This is a genomic window from Trueperella sp. (assembly GCF_043424875.1).
Taxonomy (GTDB): Bacteria; Actinomycetota; Actinomycetes; order Actinomycetales; family Actinomycetaceae; genus Trueperella.
In genome coordinates this window covers 1-23923 of the sequence record NZ_JBHWPL010000005.1, presented here as the reverse complement: position 1 = coordinate 23923, position 23923 = coordinate 1, and the positions used below count along the sequence as shown (strand labels likewise).

Sequence of the window (23923 nt, the reverse complement as noted above, 5' to 3'; positions counted from 1 at the left end):
TGCTGGATTTCTCCGGGGGCCTCATCTTGTACCCCGTACCGGATTTGAACCGGTGTTACCGCCGTGAGAGGGCGACGTCCTAGGCCGCTAGACGAACGGGGCCTATGAGCCAATACTGCCGTGCAATATAAACTGCTGGTCAATATTAACTGATTGCACCTAGGTTGATGCAACCTGTACCCCGTACCGGATTTGAACCGGTGTTACCGCCGTGAGAGGGCGGCGTCCTAGGCCGCTAGACGAACGGGGCCTATTTCGCGGAAAACCGCAACGATCTTTCGACCGTTCAACGATCAATCGACCGTCTTGCTGGGGTACCAGGACTCGAACCTAGACTAAATGAACCAGAATCACTCGTGCTGCCAATTACACCATACCCCAAGGTGGTGCGCCTCCCTCAGGAGGGCAACGAGTATTTATCTTAACCACCACTACCCTGCTAGGCAAACTGGCTCGCACGTGAAGGTACTCACCCTCCGCGCGAGCCAGAAGCTCAGCCAGCCTGCCTGTTCGGGCTACTCGATCTCGTCGATACCCGCCGGGTATTCCTCCATCTCAGCGTCCTCGAGCAGGCGCCCGATGCGCTCCATGGCGTCCCACCCCAGCACCGCGGCGTCGGCCGCAACGGCGAGGTAGTCGATGTGTTCGATGATGCCCTTGACCACGCGCCCGTAGGCGGACATCTTGACGGGCGCCAGATCGGCAGTCAGTTCAATTACCGTGCTTCCCATGCGCGCGGGATCAGCCGCATTCAGGGTGATGGCCACGTCCTCGTCGTTGAAGCCGAGCGTGAGCTTGTTCGGCTCGCACTCGCCGTTTGGCTTGAACGTCAGACAGATCTCGTTGACCTCTTGGCCAAAGGCCTTGCCCGATTCGAGCGTGATCGGAACACCCGTCCACGTGGGCGTATCGACGTCCACGACCACCCGGAACCACGTCTCCGTGTCGTTTGCCGGATCCACGCCCTCTTCATCGACGTAGGACGGAACCTTCTTTCCGTCCACCGTGCCCTCGGTGTAGCGTCCCTTCCGGGCCGATAGCGGCTTGATCGCCTTGAGGATGTCCTCTGGCGTGCTGTCCCCGAAAGCAAGAATGCGTGCCAAGGTCTGGAGCAGGTGCGACTGCAGCATGTCCTCAGCCGCGCCGGTCGACTCGTAGAACTCCGCGCGGCCCTCGAGCGCCACCATCTCGTTATACGTCAGCGTGATTGCCTGAACGTCCTCATTCGACCACGACGACGTGATCAGCCTGTTCGCCTTGCGCAGCGCATCGAAGTTGAGCGTGCCCGACGTCGCCAAGAAATGATCGACTCGGAAAATCTGTTCCTCGTCAAGCAAGTCGAGAAGGTGGGCGTTCAGCTCGGCCGCCGCGTCGGCGTCGTCGCCGAAGGGCTTTTCCATCGCGAACGTCATCGACTCCGGGACGTCCGCGCCCTTCATCGCATCGATCGCGTCGACAGCGATTTCCGGCGCGAGAGCGAAATACACGACGACGTCGGAACCGCGGCCTTTGATGAGCTTGCGCAGGTCCTCCGTCTTCGTTGCGTCCGCCACCACGAACTCGGCCCGCGAGGCGAGATCCTTTGCCACGTCGTCGTCGACGTCGGCGGCGGCTTCGCGGACAAACTCCGCGTAGTCGCCCGGATCGGTGCGTCCGGCGCCCACGATTGTGAACTCCACGCCCTCAATCGAGGCGTACTCCGCGATGCCGGGGATGAGTAGTCGTTGCGCGAGGTCGCCCGCGCCGCCAAGGATGATAAATGTCTTCTTCACGTCCCCATCGTATGAACCGCCTCGCGGCTCGCACTAGGCAATTGCGCCTTTCGCGGCCGAAATATCGCGGGGCGCTAAATGGAGGCAAAAAACGTGGCCGATCCTGAAAGGATTCGGACGTGAGTACACATTTGGAACAATACGCGCTCCTGTCCGATATGCGCACTGCCGCACTCGTCTCTGAAGACGGATCGATTGACTGGCTATGCCTGCCCCGATTTGATTCCGGGGCGGTGTTTACGAAGCTGCTGGGCGATGAATCGCACGGGCGATGGAAGCTGGCGCCCAAGGACGGCACGGTCGTCTCGCGCACATACCGGGATGGCTCGTTTGTTCTTGACACCGAGTGGGAGACGCCCACGGGAACCGCAACCATCACCGAGTACATGCCCACCCGCGGCGACATCACCGATGAGTCTGATCTCATTCGCGAGGTCACCTGCACGAGCGGCGAGGTGGAGATCGAGATGGATTTCCGCATCCGCTTCAATTACGGCGAGTCTGTGCCGTGGGTCGAACAGGTGACGATTGAGGGCAGGCGCGCACTTCAGGCCACCGCCGGCCCGAACGCCGTGTACCTGACGGGCCCGTTGCCAACGCCCGACGACGAGGCTCACCGCGCGTCGTTCCCCCTGAAGGAAGGCGACACCCTGCGCTGGGACCTCATCTGGGCTCTGAGCTACACGGACAAGCCCGAGCGGGATAATTTTGACAAGCTCTTGGAAGACACGCTCGAGTACTGGGATGAGTGGTCCTCGACCATCGAGGCGAAGGGTCCTTACGCGGACTACATCACGCGATCGCTCCTCGTCTTGCGCGCGCTCACGGATCACGCCACGGGCGGCATCGTGGCTGCACCCACGACGTCGCTGCCGGAGGAATTCGGTGGCGAACGCAATTGGGACTACCGCTACACCTGGCTGCGCGATTCGGCGCTGACGATCGAGGCACTCATCGCACATGGCTTCAAGAACGGCGCGATGGCGTGGCGCGGATGGCTGCTGCGCGCGCTGGCGGGCGACATCCACAGCCTGCGCATCATGTATGGCCTTGGCGGCGAGCTCCACCTGCCCGAGCACGAGCTCGAGCACCTGCCCGGCTACGAAAACTCGAGGCCGGTGCGCATCGGAAACGGAGCGGCTGAGCAGTTCCAGGGCGACGTCGTCGGTGAGGTCATGGTGGCCCTCGCGAAGATGCGCGAGGCCGGTATCGACGAAGACGAACGCTCGTGGAACCTCCAAAAGGAACTCCTCGAATACGCCGCCGTGAATCTCGACCGCCCCGAGCACGGCATCTGGGAAATGCGCGGCGAGCTCGAAGAATTCACGCATTCGCGGGCAATGATGTGGGCGGCGTTCGATTGCGGAATTCGCGCCGTGGAAGAACACGGGTTCGAAGGCAACGTGGAGAAGTGGCGCAAGCACCGCGACGCCCTGCGCAAGGAGGTCGAGGAGCGGGGCTGGAACGAGGAGATCCAGTCATACACGCAGACGTACGGATCCACCGAGGTGGACGCCTCGCTGCTCCAACTCCCCCAGATCGGTTTCATCGAGTACGACGATCCGCGCATGCTCTCCACTGTCGAGCGCATTGAGAAGGACCTCCTCGACGAGCACGGCTTCCTGCACCGCTATCGCACCCAGTCCGGCAAGGACGGGCTGGATGGCGACGAGTACCCGTTTATTATCTGCACGTTCTGGCTCGCGGAGCAGTACGCGCTGACCGGGCGCGACGACGACGCCAAGCGCATCATGGACGGCGTGGTGGCCGTGGCCTCGCCACTTGGCCTGCTCTCCGAGGAGTACTCCACCGAGCATGGCCGGTTGGCTGGAAACTATCCGCAGGCGTTTTCGCATCTGGGGCTCATCCGCGCTGCCGACGCGCTCGCCGGTGCCAGGCCCGGGCGTGAATACCGCGAGGATTGATCGCAATGGTGCGGTTTCGTAGGCGTGATACGGCTGTGCGCGATTGGCACCCGTCCAAGCTCACAGTCCACCCCGGACTCCACGGGCGTCTCCTCACGCGAACAGCCATTGAGAGTCTGGCTGGCATCTGCGATCCGGTGCACGGTAGCGCACCGCAATGGGCGTCCGGCCTACAACAGCTCCCGAATATTCATCTGCTACCCGACGCCGACCCTTCATCTACCAGCCAATTCACTTGGCTAGTTGGCGCTGTCTCGGATGAACAACGCGCATACGTCGAATCCATCCCGAAACCCGATTCGCCGTTCGCGCAGTTCGCGCGCTACGTTCACGACTATTGGGAGGCGGTTTTAACATGGGCGCGTGCTGCCATCACAGCAGAGGCGATCGACGCCCAGGCGATCAAGCAGGCGCTAAATTCTGCCACGGTAGGCTACGCCTTTGGGACCCACGCACGTGACATTGCAATCGACGCACTGGCAACGCAAGCCCAACGCGATCAGGCCGATGCCGTGCTTGGTCAGCTTCTCCAGCTGCCCGGCCTCGAGCAGTGGCTCACGCGCCCCGACGTCGCCCATGTCGAGCACCGTTTTGACTCGAGTGCGCGGTTGGTTGGAGGGACTCCGCCCGAGCTGGTCGGGTTTAGTTGGTGGGCGAGCTCCCAGATTCCCATGCCCGTGTGGATTGCCTACGACCGCGAGGATCCGGAGGCGTTCGCCGAGGACGATAGTCACATTACCGACGCGGATCTAGCGGCCATGGGGATGACGCGAGCACAACTCCTGGCAGATCTTGAGCGTGAGCGCCTCCAGTCTATTCCGGTCGAATCTACCGCAGAGGTTTACGGCGACGACGCCGGCGATTTCGCGATCGACCACCCACTTCGTACACTTCGCGACCTTCGCGTCTACGAGCTATCCGACGTCGACTCAGTCCGCTCCCTCATCGAGAGATACCCCACAAGGTTGGGCGAGATCAACGGCACGTCCATGTCCCACGACTGGGCTGGCACGCAGGCGCCCATCAGCCTCGGGGTCAACTGGCACGCATTGGCCCAGAATTACGACGCCGTCCGCTACGGAATACCTGCCGCGCTCCAGCTTGCGTACGTGCCGATCGTCGTCGACTCCGAGGGCCTTACGGGCACGGCGATGCTCACAGGATGGACGCCCGGATCAACGATCTATTTCGTGGATCCTGTGCGGGACCATTAAGCGCTGCGCCAGGCTATCTAGATCGTCGCGCGGAAGCGGCGAAGGCGAGCGAGCGTCTCGTCCTTGCCCAAGATCGCCATGGAGTCAACCACGGGAAGAGACACGTTAGTGCCCGTCATCGCCACGAATAGCGGCTGGAAGGCAAAGCGCGGCTTGATCTCGAGAGCGTTCGTCACGTGCTCGTCCACGGCAGCCTTAATGTTGTCGATCGTCCACTCCTCGACGTCCTCAAACGCCGCCGTGGCTGCATCGAGCACCGCTGGTGCCGTGTCGCGCAGCTTCGCCACGGGCTTGTCCTGATACTCGAGCTCATCTGCGCTCTTGAACAGGAAGTCCATCAAGGCCGGCGCCTCACCAAGGAGCTGGATGCGGGTCTGTACGAGCGGAGCCGCGGCGTCAAGGATCGCCTGCGTGTCGGCGTCGAGCTCTGCGTAGCTCTCCGTATCAATCAGCCCGTCCTTCTTCAGGTACGGCAGGAGGCGATCTCGCAGGTCCTCGGCGTCGAGACGGCGGATGTGCTCGGCGTTAATCGCCACGGCCTTCTTGTCGTCAAAACGCGCCGGGTTCGGGTTCACGTCGTGCACGTCGAACTTCTCGATCATTTCTTCGCGATCGAACAGGTCACGATCAGCGGCAACGGACCATCCGAGCAGGCCGAGGTAGTTGAGCAGACCCTCCGGGATCATGCCGCGCTCGCGATGGAGCAGCAGATTCGCCTCGGGGTCTCGCTTGGAGAGCTTCTTGTTCCCCTCGCCCATGACGTAGGGCAGGTGGCCGTACTCGGGCATGTTCTTCGCAATGCCGAGCTCGAGCAGGGCACGGTACATGATGATCTGGCGTGGTGTGGACGAGAGCAGATCCTCGCCGCGCAGAATGTGGGTGACCTCGGTGATCGCGTCGTCGACCGGGTTCGTCAGCGTGTACAGGGGCTGCCCGTTGGCGCGCATGATCACGTAGTCGGGCGTCGAGCCTGCCTTGAAGGTCACCTCGCCGCGCACCGTGTCGTTGAACGTAATGTCCTCATCGGGCATCCGCATGCGCAAAACCGGCTCGCGGCCCTCGGCTCGGTATGCCGCCTTTTGCTCGTCGGTCAGATCGCGATCGTAGCCGTCATAACCCAACTTGGGGTTGCGACCAGCCGCCACGTGCCGCGCTTCCGTCTCTTCCGGCGTTGTGAACGACTCGTAAGCGTACCCGCCGTCCACAAGCTGCTTGGCCACGTCGGCGTAAATATCCATGCGCTGGGACTGGCGGTACGGCTCGTGGGGGCCGCCCACTTCGACGCCCTCGTCCCAATCCAAGCCGAGCCAGCGCAGCGAATCGAGAAGCTGCTGGTAGGACTCCTCCGAATCACGTGCCTGATCCGTATCCTCGATACGGAAAATGAACGTGCCTCCCGTGTGGCGGGCATAGGCCCAATTGAACAGGCATGTGCGGATCAGACCCACGTGCGGGGTGCCGGTTGGAGATGGACAAAAGCGAACGCGAACTTTATTGCTCATAGTTCCTCTAGGCTACCCCGCTAGAGTGGAAACATGAATTTCGATGAGATGACTCTTGACCACCTCCGAGACTCCGGCACCCTCAAGTGGGCAGCGTTCCCAGACGACATCGGCATGTTCGTTGCCGAAATGGACCTGGGGATCGCTGAACCGATTAAGAAAGTACTTCGTGATTACGCCGATAGCCCGGGCATTGGCTACCGATCCGACGCCGCTAAACGGGCCCTGCAGGAGGCCACCGCTACCTGGCTGGCGGACAACACGGCGTGGGCTCCGCGGTCCGAGCAGGTTTTCGCGATTCCCGACGTCGTCTCGGCGGCGCGCGTCGTCATCGATCAGTTAACGACGTCGGGTTCGCCCGTGATCTTGCCAACACCGGCTTACATGGGGTTCACGGCCCTCGTACCCGCGATGGGCCGGGAGATGATCGAGGTCCCATCGCGGCTCGTCGATGGCCGCTACGAGCTTGATCTGGAAGGCATTCGGGCCGGCTTCGAGCGCGGGGCGCAGATGCTCTTGCTCGTGAATCCAGCGAATCCAGCCGGTCGCGTGTATACGCGCGAGGAGCTGGAGGCACTGGCGGAGGTCGTCGACCAGTTTCCCGATGCCCACGTGTTCTCCGACGATATCCATGCGCCCTTCGTCCTCGAGGGCGAGCATGTTCCTTACGCCTCGGTCAACGATGTGGCCGCGTCTCACACGGTGACGGCCGTGGCGGCGTCGAAGGGCTGGTCGATCCCGGGGCTAAAGTGCGCGCAACTCGTGCTGTCCAATCCCGAGCACGAAGCGCAGCTCGAGCCCTATCTGGGGTGGGCCGCGTCCATCACGTCAACACTCGGCGCGAGCGCGACCATCGCCGCGTACAACGACGGCGGGCAGTGGCGCGCGGAGATCCTCGACTACCTTCGCGGCAACCGCGATCTCTTCGAGCAGGCCGTCGAGCGCTGGCCGGGCGTGTGGGCGCCGCACATCGAGGGCACGTACATCGGCTGGCTGGATTTCACGGAGGCGGCGGACAGCGGGATCGTCACGAGCCCGGCGGCACAGTGGATTCAGGATAACTGCGGCGTAGCGCTGACACCTGGCCTCGCATGCGGGGAGGGCTACGAGAATTACGCGCGCATCATCCTTGCCACGCCGCGGCCCATCCTCGAGCAGGCCATCGCCCAGATCGACGAGGCCTTTGGCCTCTAGCGCGCCTGGGCTCTGGTTGCTCTGGGTCTGTACTCTTGGCCCGGGCTCTGCGCCCGTGCTCTGGGCCAGCACTCTAGGGCATCGGCGCGCTAGCAACTCAGTGCTTTAGGAGTCCGCAACCACCGGGTTACGCAACTCGCCAATTCCCTCGACGGCGCACACGACGTCGTCGCCGACCGCAGCCTCAACCGCCGCGAACGGGCTGCCCGTCAAAATGATGTCGCCAGGCAAGAGCGTGAACATGTGCGAGGCCTGGGACACGAGCTGCCTGACGTCGCGTGCGAGGTCGGCGGTGGTGCCGCGCCCGCGTTCCTCGCCGTTGACCGAGATGGTGATTTGCAGGTCGGACGTATCGAGCTCGGTCACGATGACCGGGCCGATTGGGCACGAGGTGTCGAAGCCCTTGGCGCGTGACCACTGTGCGTCCGTGGCTTGTGTCGTAGCATCGGTGACGTCGTTGGCTACCGTGTAGCCGAAGATGACGTCGTCGGCCATTTCCACCGGCACGTCCTTGGCGATGCGCGAGATGATGACGGCGAGTTCTGCCTCGTGGCGTACGTCGCCCGCCCAGCTGGGGATCGTGATCGGAACGTTTGGCCCGACGACGGCGGTGTTCGGCTTCAGGAAAACCGTCGGCACAGTCTCGGGATCCGGACGGTTACTCGGCGTGTTGTAGTTATCCCCGATGCCCACCACCTTCGAGCGAGGGATCATCGGCGAGACGAGGTTCGCGTCCGCTTGGGCGACGACCTGACCGGTCGGTTCGATACCCGAATACATAGGATCATCTGCGAGAACCATGTAGTTGCCGGTGTCTTCGTCCACGACAGCAAAGCGTGGACCTTGATTCAGTGAAAGGCGCGCAATTTTCATGTCCTCAGCCTAGCGCGCATCTGAGTGTGTGAGACGTTCCACGCGCAAATAACCGAGCCTGCACTCTCGTTACGGTAACGTAACCTACTATTCGGTCAGTTACCTATCCGTAAGGACGCACATGGTGAAGAAGAATCGCGACGGCTCGTTCTCCGAGAAGCGCACAATCGAGATCGAGCCGTGGATGAACATCCCGTGGCTCTTAACCCGCCGCCAGAAGAACTGGCCCGATCAAGTCTGCATTGAACGCCAGGTCAACCTCGGCGAGTGGAAGAAAGTCACCACCACCCAGTATCTCAACGACGTCAACGCCGTCGCCCGCGGCCTCATCGCCGAGGGGCTCAAGGAAGGCGACGCCGTCGCAATCTTCGGCGCCACCTCCTACGAGTGGAACCTCATCGACCTTGCCGCCATGAGCGCGGGCCTCGTCGTCGTTCCCATTTACGAATCGGACTCGGCCGAGCAGATCCGCTGGATCCTCGAGAACTCCGATGTTCGCTTCGTCATGACCGACACCTACGTGCAGGCCGCTCTCGTCGAGTCGCAGCGCACGCCCCGCCTCGGGCGCGTCCTTTCCCTCGATCAGGACGGGCTCATCGAGCTCTACTCGCAAGGCGAGAGTGTGGAGCTGGCCGAGGTCGACCGTCGTCGTGACGCACTCACCGGGGACACGCTCGCAACGGTGATCTACACGTCCGGCACGACCGGGCAGCCCAAGGGCGTGGAACTCACGCACGGCAACTTCATCGACATGGGGCTCAACGTCATCCCGCACATGCGTCAGATCATCGACACGAAGCAGACCCGCATGCTGCTGTTCCTGCCGATGGCGCACGTCATGGCGCGCGTCGTCTTCATTCTCGCGATTGCGGGCCGTGGCGTGGTCGGTCAGACGCCGGACCTCAAGAACCTGCTGGCAGATATCCAGACGTTCAAGCCCTCCACACTCCTCGTGGTTCCGCGCGTGCTCGAGAAGATCTACAACGCCGCCGAGGCGAAGGCCGGCGCGGGCACGAAGCGCAAAATTTTCCGCTGGGCCGCCGAGGTGGCAGTTCAGTACTCGAAGAAGGGTGGCGGGCCGATCCGATCTATCCAGTACAAGATCGCCAACAAGCTCGTGCTGTCGAAGATCACGAACATCATCGGCGAGAACTGCAACTACGCCGTCTCCGCGGGTGCTCCGCTGGGTACGCGCATCGGCCACTTCTTCCGCGGTATCGGCCTGACCGTCGTCGAGGCGTATGGCCTGACCGAAACCACCGGCCCGGCAACGGTCAATCATCTCGACAACATCAAGATGGGCACCGTGGGCACGCCGCTCCCGGGCACCGACATCAAAATCGCCGACGACGGCGAGGTGCTCATCCGCGGGCCGCAGATTTTCCAGGGCTACCAAAACAATCCAGAGGCGACCGCCGAGGTATTGGATGCCGAAGGATGGTTCCACTCCGGCGACCTGGGCGAGCTCGACAAGCAGGGCTTCCTCACGATCACAGGTCGCAAGAAGGAGATCATCGTGACGGCCGGCGGCAAGAACGTCTCCCCCGCTGCCCTCGAGGATCCGTTGCGTAGCCATCCGCTCATTTCGCAGATCGTGGCGGTCGGCGACCAGAAGCCGTTCATCGGTGCGCTCATCACTCTCGATGCCGAGATGCTTCCGGCGTGGCTGAAGGCCCATAACCTGCCCGTCATGGGCGTGGTTGAGGCTGCCAAGCACCCCGGCGTGCTCGCCTCGCTCGAGCGTGCGATTGAGCGCACGAACAAGAAGGTGTCGCGCGCCGAATCGATCCGTAAGTTCTCCGTGGTGAACGGCGACTTCTCGGTGGAAAATGGGCTGCTGACGCCGTCGCTCAAGGTCAAGCGCGACGTGGTTGCCAAGCGCTACGCCAACGAGATCGAGAACCTCTACGCGTAAGCGAGGCTCGCGGGGCGGGCCGGCCGAGCCGCCGAGCCCGCTCCACATTCGCAAATGGTGCAAGTTCCGGTCAAACCGGGCAGGAACTTCCTGCACCGTTTAGAGAGAACCTGCCCCGGTTACACACCGGATCGCGAACCCACACCCGCCAGCACCGCCAATCGGGCGTCCGCCAGCACCGCTAACAAGCACACACAAAAGCGGCCACATGATCTAATCATGTGGCCGCTCGTGCGCGAGGTGGGACTTGAACCCACACGTCCGAAGACACTGGAACCTAAATCCAGCGCGTCTGCCAATTCCGCCACTCGCGCGTTACTGGATCAGTGTAACGGCCGCATTCGGCAACGAGAAATTGCCCGTGGGTGGAGTTCGGCACCCCGGTGGTTACTCGTCAATCCCGAGGTCGCGGCGCAGCCGCGCCACGTGACCAGTAGCTTTAACGTTGTACGCGGCGTGCACAACATTGCCATCCTTGCCCACCACGACCGTGGAGCGAATGACGCCCTCAACTTCCTTGCCGTAGTTCATCTTCGTCCCGAACGCCCCATACTCCTTCATGACCTGCTTGTCTGGGTCAGAGGCGAGCGTGTAATTGAGCGACTCCTTCTCGGCGAACTTCTTCAGCGAGTCAACCGAATCAGGCGAAATGCCAATCACCGTGTAACCGGCGGCCTTGAGCGAGTTCTCGCTGTCGCGGAAATCGCACGCCTCCGTGGTGCACCCCGGGGTCATTGCTTTCGGATAGAAGTAAACGATCACGCCCTGCTCCGCCTTGGCGACCTCCTCCGAGAGCGTCACGCTGCCGTCGTCGGTATCGAGCGTAAAATCAGGGGCCTTGTCGCCCGTCGTCAGCCTAATTGGATTTGCCATGATGTCCCTTTCCTAACGTCCCTCAAAGGTGTCGTTGAACATGCGGAGCGAAACTAACAGGATGAAAAGAACAAAGCCGATGATCATGGGCACGATGCCCAGCACGGTCGGGAAAAGGAGACCCGCTCCGAGTGCCCCGCCCGCAACGAAGTACAGGGCGTCGCGCGTCCACCCATAAACCCCAAAAGCCACAGCCGCCGTGCCAATTCCCGCCGCAATCACCACGGCGGAATCGAAATTCACGCGGAATACCGTGTACCAACCAGCAATCAACATCACCACCATGAACACGAGGGCGACGTTCATCAAAGGCCGTTCAAATCTTTGCACGACCCCACTCTGCCACACTTCCCCGACCCTCCGCCCGCGGATTGCCTCCCGTTCACCGGTGGCAAATACCGAACGCTATACCTACATATCGGGCGGGCGCGCTGGCACAATGATTCGCATGAGCGACATAGCATCTGGAGACATGGGACCTTGGCTTTCGCCAGAAGAACTGGCATTTGTGCGAAGGAAGGTCCCGATGCTGTACGTGGACGCAGTTCCCGTCCAGCTCAACGACGACGGTTCGCTCAACTCCGTCGGTTTGCTCCTCACCGTCGCCGACGACGGCCTCACCCGCTCCCTCGTCTCCGGCCGCGTGCTCTACCACGAGTCGATCCGCGACGCTCTCGTGCGTCACCTCGAGAAGGACCTCGGCCAGATGTCCCTGCCCCAGCTTCCGGTGAACATCGTGCCGTTCATGGTCGCCGAGTATTTCCCGACGCCGGGCGAGGGCTGGCATGATCCGCGTCAGCACGCGGTGTCGATGGCTTACATCATTCCCGTCATGGGTGACTGCAACCCCTCGTCAGACTCACTCGAAATCAACTGGTTTACGCCTGGCGAGCTCAAGACCCCCGAACTGCAAGGCGAGATCCTGCCCAAGCACGTGGGGATCGTCAAGCGGGCGCTCGCCACCCTCGGTTGGGTCTAGTAACGGGAACTGCCCCGCATCCGACGTACCAAATGGGTTGATCTAGGACAGGCGGCGCACCAAACGGGTTCCAGGCCCCCTCGATAGGTACGCCCTCCTCCGAATGGTGCTCCGCCTAGGGAAAACCGACCCGAAAGGCACGCCGCCCAGACCAGACAGCGCGAGGACGGCGTCGTTGGTGGCAGACCTAACCCGAAAGGTACGCCGCCCAGACCAGACAGCCGCGAGAACGGCGTCGTTGGTGGCGAAACTGATCCAAAAGGTACGCCGCCCGCTGCGTAGTGAACCCGATTAGTGCTCCGCCGAGGCCGCAGCTGTGATCACGCAGGCGCTCGCCACCCTCGGCTGGGTCTAGTAACGGGAACTGCCCCTCAGGCGGCGTACCAAACGGGTTCCAGGCCCCCTCGATAGGTACGCCCTTCTCCGAATGGTGCTCCGCCTAGGGAAAACCGACCCGAAAGGTACGCCGCTCAGGCCAGACAGCCGCGAGGACGGCGTCGTTGGTGGCGGAACTGACCCGAAAGGTACGTCGCCTAGGCTAGGCAGCCGCGAGAACGGCGTCGTCGAAGGAAAAACTGACCCGAATGGTACGCCGCCTGGAGTGCGGCGAGCCCGGAGGGCCTTGGTACGCGCGGGGCGGGTCTAGAAAGCGCGACGCGCGGGGCTTGCGCGCTACCCCGCTAATCCGCCCATAGGCCGCCGCGCTACTCCGCTTCGAGAGCCCGCTGGATGTGGGGCGCGAGAGCCTCGAACGCCTTGCGGCGGTGCGAGATCGCGTTCTTCTCCTCGGGCGCAAGCTGCGCGGTGGTGACGTCGTGGCCGTCCGGCTGGAAGATCGGGTCGTAGCCAAATCCGCCCTCGCCCACTGGCTCGTACCGGAGCGTTCCGGCCATCTCCCCTTCTTCGACGACGACGGTCCCGTCCGGTAGCGCCAGCGCGGCGGCGCACACGAAGCGGGCGGTGCGATCCTCGCCCTTGACGTCGTCGAGTTGGTTGAGCAGGAGGTGGAGGTTGGCGAGATCGTCGCCGTGGCGCCCCGCCCACCGGGCGGAAAAGATGCCCGGCGCCCCGCCCATGATGTCCACGCACAGACCCGAGTCATCGGCGATGGCGGGCACGCCGAGCCGAAGCGCGATCTGCTGGGCTTTCATCACCGCGTTTTCGGCGAAGGTCCGCCCGTCTTCCACAGGCTCGGGGATGTCGTCCGGCGCCCCATCGATGCCGTCAAGTTCGGGCACCAACGGCTGAAGAATCTCTCGAACCTCGGTGAGCTTATGGGCGTTGCGGGAAGCGAGGATGATCATGCCCAGTCTCCCAGTTCCGCCGGCCCATCCGACGCGAGCGCTTGGTTTTGCAGTTCGGTGAGCTCGTGGTTGCCCTTCACCGCGAGGTCGAGCATCTGGTTGAGCAGCTCGCGATCAAACGGCTGTTCCTCCGCGGTGCCCTGCACCTCGACGAACTCGCCCGAGCCCGTCATGACCACATTCATGTCCGTATCAGCAGCAACGTCCTCCACATACGGGAGGTCGAGCACCGCCACGCCATCCACAACGCCCACCGAGATCGCGCTGATCGAATCGCGCAGCACCGGCGTGTCCTTGCGCGGCTTGATCCAGCCTTGAGCGATGCCGTATTCGACGGCGTCCGCCAACGCCACATACGCGCCGGTGATCGACGCCGTGCGGGTGCCGCCGTCGGCCTGCAGGACGTCGCAGTCTAAAACGATGGTGTTCTCGCCGAGTGCTTGGAAGTCGACGACGGCACGCAGCGCGCGTCCGATCAGTCGCGAGATCTCGGAGGTGCGCCCGCCAACCTTGCCACGGACGGATTCACGTTGGGAGCGCGAATCCGTGGCGCGCGGCAGCATCGCATATTCGCCGGTGACCCAGCCGAGCCCACTCCCCTTGCGCCAGCGCGGCACGCCTTCGGTCAGCGAGGCGACACACAGCACCTTGGTCTTTCCAAACTCCACAAACACGGAGCCTTCGCCCTGGTCAAGATAACGGCGGGTGATTCGAATGGTTCGCAGTTCATCGACGCTGCGGCCGTCTGCACGGGTAAATTCACTCATGCCACAAGTCTAGACGGTGGCCGCAGTGGAATCAGAATGGGCGGAACCTGATCGGGAGCTGCGAGACCGAGCGAACCAGATCGCCCGGCGCCACGTCAGCGCTCAGACCGTGTAGACCTCGCCGGCTTTCACGACGGCGACCTCGCCGTCGTACACAGCCTCGGCGTCTTCGACGGTGCGAACCGGGTTCGTCCATGGCTGGAGGTGCGTGAGCAGTAGGCGCTTCGCGCCCGCCTCGTGCGCCAGTTCGCCCGCGCGCTTGCCGGTCAGGTGAATGCCCTCAACCGTGTCGCGCTCCTCTTCGAACGCCGCTTCGGACAGGAGAAGATCGGCGTCGCGAGCGGCGTCGACGACGGTGCTCGCGTAGTCCGTATCCCCCGTGAATGTGAGCACGACCTGCTTGGTCGGATCCTCCTCGGAGGGCCCGGTAATGCGAATCGAGAGCGCCTCCACCGTGTGGTACGCCTCGAAGAACTCCACAAACATCGGGCCCACCTGCACCGTGTGGCCAGGCTTGACAGACTGGAAGTCAAACTCGCCCTCGTAGGTTTCGTCGGCGGGATCATCGGAGATTCCGCGAGTTCGCGCGGCTCCATCACCCGGCGAGAACACGGGCAGCCTCGAGAGCGCACCCTCGGGATACCAGCGCCGAAACACCTGCATGCCCACAAGGTCCACGCAGTGATCAGCGTGCAGGTGCGAGAGCATCATCGCGTCCACGCGCGCCGGGTCCACGTACCTGAGCAGATGCCCCATCGCCCCCGGACCGAAATCCATGATGAGCGTCCATGTGCGCGAGGCGCCGGCCTCGTCGGCGCCCTCGGCTTGAACAAGGTAGGACGACGCCGGCGAATCCTTGCCAGACATCGATCCAGAACATCCGATGATGGTGAGCTTCACCGTAATCCCCCCTCGAGTGGTTGCACGCTGAGAACCTCTGGGCCGAGGAAACGGCGTGCGAGCTGTTGAAAGTCCTGCGCATCTCCCGTGGCAAGGAACGTGTATGTGGGCGCGCCCGCATCGGGATCGCGCAGCAGATCGCGCGCGGTGAGTTCTTTGTACACGTCGCGAGCGGTTTCGTCGGCGGAGGAGACGAGAGCCACGTCGTCGCCCATGACGTAAGACAGGGTGCCTTTCAGCAGCGGGTAGTGCGTGCAGCCGAGCACGAGCGTATCCACACCCGCGGCCTTGATAGGCGCAAGGTATTCCTCGGCGATCGCGAGCAGTTCGGGCCCCGTCGTGATCCCCCGCTCGACGAACTCGACGAACCGGGGCGCGGCCGCCGTCGTCAATTCGATATTGGGAACCGCCGTGAACGAATCCTCGTAAGCACCGGACTTGATCGTCGCCTGCGTGCCGATGATGCCGATCTTGTTATTCGACGTCACGCGCACGGCGCCGCGCACGGCCGGCTGGATCACCTCAGCAACCGGAATCCCCTTGCCCACCGTGTAGCGTTCGCGCGCATCATGCAATACTGCGGCCGATGCCGAGTTGCACGCGATGACTAGCATCTTCACGCCGGATTCCACGAGGTGGTCCATGATTTCAAGCGCGAACTCGCGCACCTGCGCGATCGGGCGCGGACCATAGGGATTGTTGGCAGTATCGCCAATGTATGTAATGGATTCACCGGGCAATTGGTCGATGATGGCACGGGCTACTGTCAGCCCGCCGACGCCAGAGTCGAACACACCAATCGGTGAATTATCCATGCATCGAATGCTACCCGCGTAGCGCCTTATTCCTCACTGCCGTGACCAGTGAATCTAGCCACCAGGTGGTCATCGTATACAGGACGGCCAGCATGTCGTCGGGCGATTCGATCTCGGGAAGATTCTCGGTCTCGCGCGATCGCGTACCGGTAAACATCCCCGCCCGCTCGAAGACGGTGGTGGCCGTGGCGTCGTCGTTGATATCGAGCCGGGCGGCCAAGACGAGACGAATGTCATTGAGCGCGGCCATCCACGCGGGGGTTTGCTCGTTCGCCAAAATGATGGCGTCCTCGCCGTCTGGCACCGCCTCGAGATCCTGGTAAAAGGTGACGAGGTTTTCGATCTTCGCCGCGGCGATCGAGTTCTCGGTGAGGTCGCGCAGGGTGGCGGCCTCCTCTGGGTCCTCGCTCATGTCTGGAAGCAGCCGATCGATTGCCTGATCGATGGGAAGGTCCGGAATCGGCTCGTTTTCCGCGGCGATCGTTTCCGCAATATCGGCGACGTCGGCCTCGAGCGCTGCGAGCGGATCGTCCGGGTCGAATTCTTGGGCGCGGCGTTCGGCCTCGTGCTCCACGTCCGAGCCGAGCAGGAGCACGACGTCGCGTGCCAGGCTTGCGAGCATGGTGCGCTCTTCGACGTTGGCGCGCGCCTGGTATCCGCCTCTTACCATTCGAAATGCCATCATTGGGCATCAGCCTCGATCGTTGCCCACAGGCCGTACGAATGCATCGCCTGTGCGTCGGTTTCCATCTGCTCGCGCTGTCCGTTGGAGACCACCGCTCGCCCGTTGTGGTGAACTTGCATCATTTTCATGTAGGCCGTCTTGTGATCCATCCCGAAGTACGATTCAAACACCCACTGCACGTAGGACATGAGGTTCACGGGGTCGTTGTGCACGACTGTGAGCCAGCCGGTGGTCGGCGCCGGGGCCTCGGCGGGCGACTCAGCGGGGCTGGGAGTCGGGGTGGATTCAGTCATGACACACACGCGGTCAATTCTAGTGGGTTGTGAAAAATAAGGAGCGCGGTTTCACACAAGAGCCTCACGCACGGCTTTCACCTCGCTCCGCACGGCCCCAACCTCGCAAAATAAGGCAGAAGTGAAGAAAAAACATCGCCGTGGGATATAACGTTAGACCATGACGAATTTTACCAGCACCGCGTTGCTAACCGATATGTATGAGCTGACGATGGTCGATTCGGCGATGAAATCAGGAACTGCCGATCGCGCGTCCGTCTTTGAGGTCTTTGGGCGCCGACTGCCGGGGCACCGCCGCTACGGCGTCGTCGCTGGAACTGGCCGCGTGCTCGAAGCGCTGGAAAACTTCCGCTTTACGGAGGCCGAAGTGGACTACGTGCGGGCGGCGGGCATCGTTTCCGACGAGACGATCGAGTGGCTCGCGAACTACGAATTCAAGGGCGACATCTACGGATACACCGAGGGCGAGGTCTACTTCCCCGGATCGCCGCTGATGACGGTCACGGGAACGTTCGCCGACGCCGTCGTGCTCGAGACCATGATCCTGTCGATACTGAACTACGACTCGGCCGTGGCAACGGCCGCCTCTCGCATGACGATCGCCTCCCACGACCGCCCGTGCCTCGAAATGGGCGCACGCCGCATGCACGAATACGCCGCGGTGGCAGCCGCACGCGCCTCCGTCATCGGCGGCTTCGTCGGCACCTCGAATCTCGAGGCCGCTCGCTCCTATGGCATCCGCCCGATCGGCACAGCCGCGCACTCGTTCACGCTGTTGCACGACACGGAGGAGGACGCCTTCCGCGCGCAGATCGAGTCGATGGGAACGGATACGACGCTGCTCGTGGACACGTACGACGTCGAAAAGGGCGTGGACCTTGCCGTCAAGGTCGCGCGCGAGGCCGGCGGGGAGCTCGGCGCGGTCCGCCTCGACTCCGGCGATTTGGTTGCCGAGGCGTTCAAGGTGCGCAAGCAGCTTGACGACATGGGAGCGACGACGACGAAGATCACCGTCACCTCCGACCTCGACGAGTACTCGATCGCGGCGCTCAACGCCGCCCCGGTCGATTCGTACGGCGTGGGAACCAAGCTCGTGACGGGCTCGGGCATCCCGACCGCGCAGCTTGTCTACAAGCTCGTCGCGCGCGAACGTGAGGACGGCTCGATGCAGGAAGTCGCCAAGCTCTCCGATTCCAAGGGATCGGTGGGCGGATTGAAGGTTGCAGGCCGAACGCACGACGAGACGGGCCGCGCAACCGGCGAACTCGTGGTTTCTGCGGAAACATGGGACGACGGCCTGGCCTATCTGGAGGAGCACAAGGCGCGCCCGTTGCAGGTCAAGCTCGTGGACGGTGGGCAGATCAACGAGGACTACACCCGCGATGGAGAGCTCGCTCGCGCGGCAGAACGCCACCGCAATTCGCGCGCGGCGCTCCCCTACTCGGCGTGGCGCCTGTCCGAGGGCGATCCGGCCCTGCTGACGACGATGGTCGACATCTTCGAGGGCGACGACTAGGCACGGACCACGGCGGCGAACCGCGCCGTGGGTTAGGAACGCCCCACAAACCACCGTTGAATCTTCAGAATCCGGGCCTCGACTTCCTCAAGCGAGGCCCGGGCTACTTCTGGGCCACCGCACGCCCTGCGCAGATCTGTATGAATGAGCGCGTGCGCGCGCCCGGTCTTCGCCGCGTACGCCGAGACGAGATCTGACAGCTGCTTGCGCGCCTCGCGGCGCTTGCGCGATTCCATGACGCCCGAACGCGTCTCGTCTGTGGCGCGGTTGCGCGCCTTTTGGGAGTCCTGCCGCTCGCGCAGGAGGGTCGCCACCTGATCGGGTTCGAGGAGGCCCGGGATTCCGAGGAAATCCGCTTCCTCCTCCGAGCCAACCTCGGCCCACGAGCCGAAATCGTCGCCGTCGTAGACGACGCGGTCGAAGGTCGCGTCCGCCGACAGCGCGGCGTATCCGGGCCCGTCGAGCTCGTCGGAGGCTTTCTCCTCGCGTTGAGCCTGCTCGAGTAGGTCATCGTCCCAGCCCTCTTCCCCGGGCTTAACCCACAGCGCATGATCGCGCTCTTTTTCGAGTTCACCGGCAAGGCCAAGCAGGTTCGGAACGGAGGGCAGGAAGATCGACGCCGTCTCGCCTCGGTAGCGCTGGCGGACGAAACGCCCGATGGCTTGGGCGAAGAACAGCGGGGTCGCCGTCGACGTCGCATAGACGCCCACCGACAGGCGCGGAACGTCAACGCCCTCCGAGACCATGCGAACGGCCACCATCCATCGCGAGGTGCTCGTCGAGAACTCATGGATGCGATCGGAGGCGCCGTCGTCGTCGGAGAGGACGACAGTGGGGGTCTCCCCCGAAATCTGGGCAAGCACTGAGGCGTAGGCGCGGGCGGCCTTGTGGTCCGTGGCGATGACGAGGCCTCCGGCGTCGGGGATCCCCTCGCGCACGATACTCAGGCGGTCATCGGCGGCCGCGAGAACCGAGGTGATCCAATCGCCGTTCGGGTCGAGAGCCGTGCGCCAGGCCTGAGCCTCCATGTCCTTCGTCAGCGGTTCGCCGAGCGTGGCGCTCATAATCTCGCCGTGCTTGGTTTGCCAGCTCACGTCGCCGGTGTAGGACATGAACATGACAGGACGAACAACCCCGTCCTTGAGCGCTTCGCCGTACCCGTAGGAGAAGTCCGCGCGCGAGCGCGGGGTACCGTCGGAGTCCGGCTCGTAGTCGACGAATGGGATCGCGGCGGAGTCTGACCGGAATGGCGTGCCGGTTAGCGAGAGGCGCTTTTTCGCCGGTTCGAAGGCCACGCGGATGGCATCTCCCCAGCTCAGCGCATCGCCGCCGTGGTGGATCTCGTCGAGAATCACGAGCGTGGAGCGAGCCGATGTGCGGTGGCGGTGCATCATGGGAGCGCGGGCCACCTGCGCGTAGGTCACGCAGGCACCGTTGAACGATGCGCCGAGGCCGGCGTGTGCATTGGTGAAGTCGGGATCGAGTTTGAGGCCGACCCTCGCGGCCGCTTCCGCCCACTGATATTTCAAGTGCTCCGTCGGGCACACAACCGTTACTTCGGCAACGATCTTGCGGGCCATAAGCTCGGTGGCAACGCGCAGCGCGAAGGTCGTCTTTCCGGCGCCCGGTGTGGCGACGGCTAGGAAGTCGCGCGGGTTTGCCTCGAGGTACTGTTCAAGCGCGGCAGCCTGCCAGGCACGCAGTGATCCAGCCGTTCCCCATGCAGCGCGCTGCGGGTAAACGGGAGGAAGGTTTTGTGCTGCTGATACTGAAACTGACTGCGGAGCTTGCGAGCGGCCGCTCACTCGTTACCGCCGCCAGGCGGGTTCGGGCCAAACGGCCACGAGTTGCCCGACTTCCCCATGCCCTCAAAAATCGCCTTGCACGTGGGGCAGATCGGGTACTTATCCGGGTTCCTCACCGGGGTCCAGATCTTGCCGCACAGCGCTACCACGGGCCCGCCTTCGACGGCCGACTGGGTGATGCGATCCTTGCGCACGTAATGGGCATAGCGATCCTCATCGCCCGGCTCGCGCTCCTCGCGGGTACGTTCGAGCGTGGCTGTAGATGAATCCGGCTTCAGCGACGGCGACTCCGGCTGGGCCGGGCCACCTGGCGCCTGGGGATCAGAATGGGGATCTGTAGACATGGCTCCAGTCTAGATCCAGCCACCGACATTTTCGAAGAGTGGCAGGTGGACATTCCCACAGACCTCGGTGCGCAATTTGGCGTGTGCGGGAAAGCGTGTGAGCGGGGGCAACCTCCCGGATCAACCCCACGAGACAACCCCACGAGACAACCCCGCGAGACAACCCCGCGAGTCAAGCCGCCAAGTCAACAAGGCAGCAAGCCAACAAGGCGCAAAGCAACAAGGCGCAAAGCAACAAGAAGGGCGCCCGATCATCCGAGCGCCCTTCTTGAAGTGTAAAAAGCTTACTTGTTGGAAACAGCCTTCTTGAGGGTGGATCCAGCCGAGATCTTCACGCCGTAGCCAGCGGGGATCTGGATTTCTTCGCCCGTACGCGGGTTGCGGCCCTTGCGTGCTGCACGCTCGGTGCGCTCAACGGACATGAGGCCCGTGATCTTGACAGCCTCGCCCTTCGAGAGCGAATCAACGAGGACGTCCTGGAGAGCCGAGATGGCCTTGTCGGCGTCGGTCTTGGTCAGACCCGACTCTTCAGCAATCTTGGCGATGAGTTCGGTGCGGTTGAGGGACATGTATCTACCTCTCAGTTGTTTGTCAGAAACTCGGCTCGTTTTGAGCCGCTAGATAAGAACCTAGCCGAAATACCGGCACAAACACCAACTCATCTCGGCGTTTTGCCGATAATTACACAACATTTCTCTGTTAGGTGATCACTGGCGTCACACCATTCACACCGATCACAGATCGGTGCGGTCATTTAGAACGCCACAATGACGTAAACGAGCAGAATCTTCACGATCATCGCCAGCGCGAACACGGAGGCGTATCCGGATTCGATGCGCTCGTCCTGTTCCTTGGACTGAGCGAAGGACAGGATCGCGGGCTGACCAAACGCCCCCGCCATCGTGCCCGCGGTGCGCTGCGCACTCACGCCGAGCACGCGCCCTGAACCGGCGACGGCGATCAGCACGACCGCCGCAATGATCGCTCCAACGGCCAGCGACTTCAGGCCCGTCATCGAGAACGCCGTATCCGCGAACGCCGGTCCGGACGCGATTCCCACAGCCGCCAAGAACAGAAGTAAGCCCAGCTGACGAATCGTCTCATTCGCAGCTATCGGGAGCTGCCACACAAGTGGGCCGGTGCGCTGGAGATATCCCAACACCATGCCGACGATCAGCGGGCCCGCCGCCGATCCCAGGCTAAACGTGCCACCACCTGGCAGGCTCACCTCGATCATGCCAAGCAGCAAGCCGAGCACCATGCCCAAGCCGAGCCCGACGGCGTCGACCTGCGTCACCGTCCGCTCGGAGTTGCCGAAGAAGTTCTCGAGATTTTCGTACTCGGGGCGCGGGAACGCGACCATGACGCGATCGCCGATGTCCAGATGCTCGAAGTCGGAGGCGAGCAGTTCGAAGTCACCGCGATGGATGCGCGTGACCACCGCGCCGAAGCGCCCCGGCAGGTTAAGCTCGGCGATCGTTTTGCCCGCCAGATCCCTCTCGGAGACAGTGAACGACCGGAAGTCGACCCGCGACCGGTCATCCGCAAGATGCTCGGGTTGTACGTGCCCGATGGCGTCAACGGCTGTTTTGACGGCGTCTTCCATTCCAACGACGACGATCTGGTCGCCCGCCTCAAGCTCCTCGCCCGGGCTTATCACTCGGGTCTTTCCGTTGCGGTACAGGTAGGAGACGCGGATGTCCTGCTCGCGCCAACCGGGAACGTCGCGCAACGGGATCTCGCGTTCGATGACGGCGGTGGCGGCGGACAGGCTCTGACCCGCGTGGGAAGGGGTGTCATTCGTTTCGGGCCACGTCCGGGAGACGATCATCGACACGAAGACGATGCCCATAAACACGCCTACCGGGTAGCCCAGCGAGTAGCCGACGCCGGGCTCAGCGGTGCCGGTGACGGCCGTGGCCGCTGCGAGGGCTGGCGTGTTCGTCAGCGAGCCGGCAAAGATGCCGACCGACAGCTCTGACGAGAGGCCAAAGAGTGGTCCGGTCAAGATGGTGGCAACCGCTCCAAGAACGATCGCCCCCACCGATGCGAGCATGAACTTGTAGTGCTTTTTGAGGTCGCGGAAGAACGTTTGGCCTGCAGACAGGCCGACCATGTAGACGAACAGGGCAAGCCCGAGGTTCTGGACGAGGCCCATCGAGGCGCCCAGGTCAGGGGCAATATTGCCGATGAACAGGCCCACGAAGAGCGCGCCCGCGGCTCCGAACTTGAGCTTTCCAAAGGGGATGAGTCCAAGGACGCCGCCGAGGGCGACGACGAGGAAGAGAGTCATCAGCGGGGATGATGTCAGCAAATCTGCCACGGGCAACCTTTCACGCATGTGGAATATCCACGCTGGAACTCTATCGACTACGCCGGCGCGAAAGTAGCGCGCCAATCACACCCAAGGTCACGATCGTCGTCGTTACTCACTGGACGACGTACTATTCGGGTTCGTTTCCGCCCGACGACGTGCCCCTGGGACTCCTAGCCGCCAAGCGGCGTACCGTTCGGGTTCATTTCCGCCCGACGACGTTCCCCTGGCATTTCTGCGCCGATGGACGGCGTACCGTTCGGGTTGGTTTTCGCTAGGCGGCGTACTATTCGGGTTGGTTTTCGCTAGGCGGCGTACCAATCGGAGAAGGGCGTACCTAACGAGGGTGTTACGAACCCGTTTAGTACGCCGACTAGGTTGCGCTGACCCGTTTAGTACGCCGTCTAGGTTGCGTCTCCTGTACAGGGCGCTTTGGCGGGGGCGATCGTCGTCGTTTTTGCTTGGCGGCGTACTATTCGGGTTGGTTTTCGCCAGGCGGCGTACCAATCGGAGAAGGGCGTACCTAACGAGGGGGTTACGAACCCGTTTAGTACGCCGACTAGGTTGCGCTGACCCGTTTAGTACGCCGCCTAGGTTGCGCTGACCCGTTTAGTACGCCGACTAGTGCACGGCTACGGCGTTGGGGGCTTTGGCTGGCGTTATTGATTGGTTGTGGTTGCTAGGCGGCGTACCGTTCGGGTTGTTCGGCTGCTGGCGGGGGGTTATGGATGGGTTGTGGTTGCCAGGCGGGGATTCTCGCTGAGGGGTGAAAGACTGACGGCGCAGGTCTGCGATTGTTAGCGTGAGCACTACGGACATAAAGGAGATAAGTAATGGGATTTACTAAGAAGCTTGTTGGCACGGGCATCGCCACGGCCGTCACCGCAACCATCGGCACGCTTGCCACGGACCCGGATACGGCGTGGTACAAGA

Annotated in this window: 21 protein-coding genes and 4 tRNA genes; 6 read left to right on the top strand and 19 right to left on the bottom strand. The window is 62.8% G+C overall.

Annotated elements, in window-relative coordinates; all coding sequences use genetic code 11:
* Positions 1-29: 29 nt before the first annotated feature.
* The 4 genes from ACHFFR_RS00275 to ACHFFR_RS00260 all read right to left on the bottom strand — a co-directional run bounded on the left by ACHFFR_RS00275 (position 30) and on the right by ACHFFR_RS00260 (position 1772).
* Positions 30-102, bottom strand: a tRNA-Glu gene (locus ACHFFR_RS00275).
* Positions 103-177: 75 nt separating this feature from the next.
* Positions 178-250 (bottom strand) — tRNA-Glu (locus ACHFFR_RS00270).
* A gap of 59 nt (positions 251-309) precedes the next feature.
* Positions 310-381: transfer RNA gene (locus tag ACHFFR_RS00265), tRNA-Gln, on the bottom strand.
* 134 nt (positions 382-515) lie between these two features.
* Complete coding sequence (locus ACHFFR_RS00260) at positions 516-1772, bottom strand: hypothetical protein (RefSeq protein ID WP_394262267.1); 1257 nt, start codon at positions 1770-1772, stop codon at positions 516-518.
* Between the two features lie 119 nt (positions 1773-1891).
* Between ACHFFR_RS00260 and ACHFFR_RS00255 the strand changes: the two genes are divergently transcribed.
* Positions 1892-3697 (top strand): glycoside hydrolase family 15 protein, encoded by a 1806-nt coding sequence (locus ACHFFR_RS00255; RefSeq protein ID WP_394262266.1) that lies wholly within the window; start codon positions 1892-1894, stop codon positions 3695-3697.
* 35 nt (positions 3698-3732) lie between these two features.
* Positions 3733-4911: a hypothetical protein gene (locus ACHFFR_RS00250; RefSeq protein ID WP_394262265.1), complete on the top strand. Its 1179-nt coding sequence runs from the start codon at positions 3733-3735 to the stop codon at positions 4909-4911.
* Between the two features lie 17 nt (positions 4912-4928).
* Here ACHFFR_RS00250 and gltX read toward each other — a convergent pair whose 3' ends face one another.
* Entirely contained in the window at positions 4929-6413 is a 1485-nt protein-coding gene (gene gltX / locus ACHFFR_RS00245) for a glutamate--tRNA ligase (RefSeq protein WP_394262264.1), read from the bottom strand.
* A 33-nt stretch (positions 6414-6446) separates the two neighbouring features.
* Between gltX and ACHFFR_RS00240 the strand changes: the two genes are divergently transcribed.
* Positions 6447-7607 (top strand): MalY/PatB family protein, encoded by a 1161-nt coding sequence (locus ACHFFR_RS00240; protein WP_394262263.1) that lies wholly within the window; start codon positions 6447-6449, stop codon positions 7605-7607.
* 105 nt (positions 7608-7712) lie between these two features.
* Here the strand turns inward: ACHFFR_RS00240 and ACHFFR_RS00235 are convergent, their stop codons facing one another.
* Positions 7713-8480 (bottom strand): fumarylacetoacetate hydrolase family protein, encoded by a 768-nt coding sequence (locus tag ACHFFR_RS00235; RefSeq protein ID WP_394262262.1) that lies wholly within the window; start codon positions 8478-8480, stop codon positions 7713-7715.
* 121 nt (positions 8481-8601) lie between these two features.
* Here ACHFFR_RS00235 and ACHFFR_RS00230 point away from each other — a divergent pair, with 121 nt between their 5' ends.
* Positions 8602-10395 carry an AMP-dependent synthetase/ligase gene (locus ACHFFR_RS00230; protein WP_394262261.1) on the top strand — a complete coding sequence of 598 codons (1794 nt, stop codon included), beginning with the start codon at positions 8602-8604 and terminating at the stop codon, positions 10393-10395.
* A gap of 232 nt (positions 10396-10627) precedes the next feature.
* Here ACHFFR_RS00230 and ACHFFR_RS00225 read toward each other — a convergent pair.
* From ACHFFR_RS00225 to ACHFFR_RS00215, 3 genes are all read right to left on the bottom strand, one after another.
* A tRNA-Leu gene (locus tag ACHFFR_RS00225) sits at positions 10628-10709 on the bottom strand.
* Positions 10710-10782: 73 nt separating this feature from the next.
* Positions 10783-11268 carry a thioredoxin-dependent thiol peroxidase gene (gene bcp, locus ACHFFR_RS00220; protein WP_394262260.1) on the bottom strand — a complete coding sequence of 162 codons (486 nt, stop codon included), beginning with the start codon at positions 11266-11268 and terminating at the stop codon, positions 10783-10785.
* Between the two features lie 12 nt (positions 11269-11280).
* A complete protein-coding gene (locus tag ACHFFR_RS00215; protein ID WP_394262259.1) occupies positions 11281-11574 on the bottom strand; it encodes a hypothetical protein in 294 nt (97 codons plus the stop codon).
* A gap of 142 nt (positions 11575-11716) precedes the next feature.
* Between ACHFFR_RS00215 and ACHFFR_RS00210 the strand changes: the two genes are divergently transcribed.
* On the top strand, positions 11717-12247 hold the full coding sequence (locus tag ACHFFR_RS00210; protein ID WP_394262258.1) for a DUF4916 domain-containing protein: 531 nt from the start codon (positions 11717-11719) through the stop codon (positions 12245-12247).
* A 704-nt stretch (positions 12248-12951) separates the two neighbouring features.
* Here ACHFFR_RS00210 and rdgB read toward each other — a convergent pair.
* The 6 genes from rdgB to clpS all read right to left on the bottom strand — a co-directional run bounded on the left by rdgB (position 12952) and on the right by clpS (position 17011).
* Positions 12952-13551 carry an RdgB/HAM1 family non-canonical purine NTP pyrophosphatase gene (rdgB, locus tag ACHFFR_RS00205; protein WP_394262257.1) on the bottom strand — a complete coding sequence of 200 codons (600 nt, stop codon included), beginning with the start codon at positions 13549-13551 and terminating at the stop codon, positions 12952-12954.
* The gene (gene rph, locus ACHFFR_RS00200; RefSeq protein ID WP_394262256.1) at positions 13548-14318 is read right to left on the bottom strand and encodes a ribonuclease PH; all 771 of its coding nucleotides are present in this window, start codon (positions 14316-14318) and stop codon (positions 13548-13550) included. Before rph ends, rdgB begins: the two co-directional genes overlap by 4 nt.
* Before the next feature lie 102 nt (positions 14319-14420).
* A complete protein-coding gene (locus ACHFFR_RS00195) occupies positions 14421-15218 on the bottom strand; it encodes an MBL fold metallo-hydrolase (protein ID WP_394262255.1) in 798 nt (265 codons plus the stop codon).
* Entirely contained in the window at positions 15215-16033 is an 819-nt protein-coding gene (murI, locus tag ACHFFR_RS00190) for a glutamate racemase (RefSeq protein ID WP_394262254.1), read from the bottom strand. The genes ACHFFR_RS00195 and murI overlap by 4 nt, the downstream gene beginning before the upstream one ends.
* Positions 16034-16043: 10 nt before the next feature.
* A complete protein-coding gene (locus tag ACHFFR_RS00185) occupies positions 16044-16703 on the bottom strand; it encodes a DUF2017 family protein (protein ID WP_394262253.1) in 660 nt (219 codons plus the stop codon).
* An 11-nt stretch (positions 16704-16714) separates the two neighbouring features.
* The gene (gene clpS / locus ACHFFR_RS00180) at positions 16715-17011 is read right to left on the bottom strand and encodes an ATP-dependent Clp protease adapter ClpS (protein WP_394262268.1); all 297 of its coding nucleotides are present in this window, start codon (positions 17009-17011) and stop codon (positions 16715-16717) included.
* 160 nt (positions 17012-17171) lie between these two features.
* Here clpS and ACHFFR_RS00175 point away from each other — a divergent pair, with 160 nt between their 5' ends.
* Positions 17172-18527, top strand: coding sequence for a nicotinate phosphoribosyltransferase (locus ACHFFR_RS00175; protein ID WP_394262252.1), 1356 nt, complete (start codon positions 17172-17174; stop codon positions 18525-18527).
* A gap of 32 nt (positions 18528-18559) precedes the next feature.
* On the opposite strand, the gene ACHFFR_RS00170 is transcribed toward ACHFFR_RS00175, so the two are convergent.
* The 4 genes from ACHFFR_RS00170 to ACHFFR_RS00155 form a co-directional block, all read right to left on the bottom strand.
* The gene (locus ACHFFR_RS00170) at positions 18560-20332 is read right to left on the bottom strand and encodes a DEAD/DEAH box helicase (RefSeq protein WP_394262251.1); all 1773 of its coding nucleotides are present in this window, start codon (positions 20330-20332) and stop codon (positions 18560-18562) included.
* Entirely contained in the window at positions 20329-20676 is a 348-nt protein-coding gene (locus tag ACHFFR_RS00165; protein WP_394262250.1) for a DUF3039 domain-containing protein, read from the bottom strand. The genes ACHFFR_RS00170 and ACHFFR_RS00165 overlap by 4 nt, the downstream gene beginning before the upstream one ends.
* A gap of 284 nt (positions 20677-20960) precedes the next feature.
* Complete coding sequence (locus ACHFFR_RS00160) at positions 20961-21245, bottom strand: HU family DNA-binding protein (protein ID WP_394262249.1); 285 nt, start codon at positions 21243-21245, stop codon at positions 20961-20963.
* A 185-nt stretch (positions 21246-21430) separates the two neighbouring features.
* Positions 21431-23017 carry an aspartate:alanine exchanger family transporter gene (locus ACHFFR_RS00155; RefSeq protein ID WP_394262248.1) on the bottom strand — a complete coding sequence of 529 codons (1587 nt, stop codon included), beginning with the start codon at positions 23015-23017 and terminating at the stop codon, positions 21431-21433.
* Positions 23018-23923: the final 906 nt, after the last annotated feature.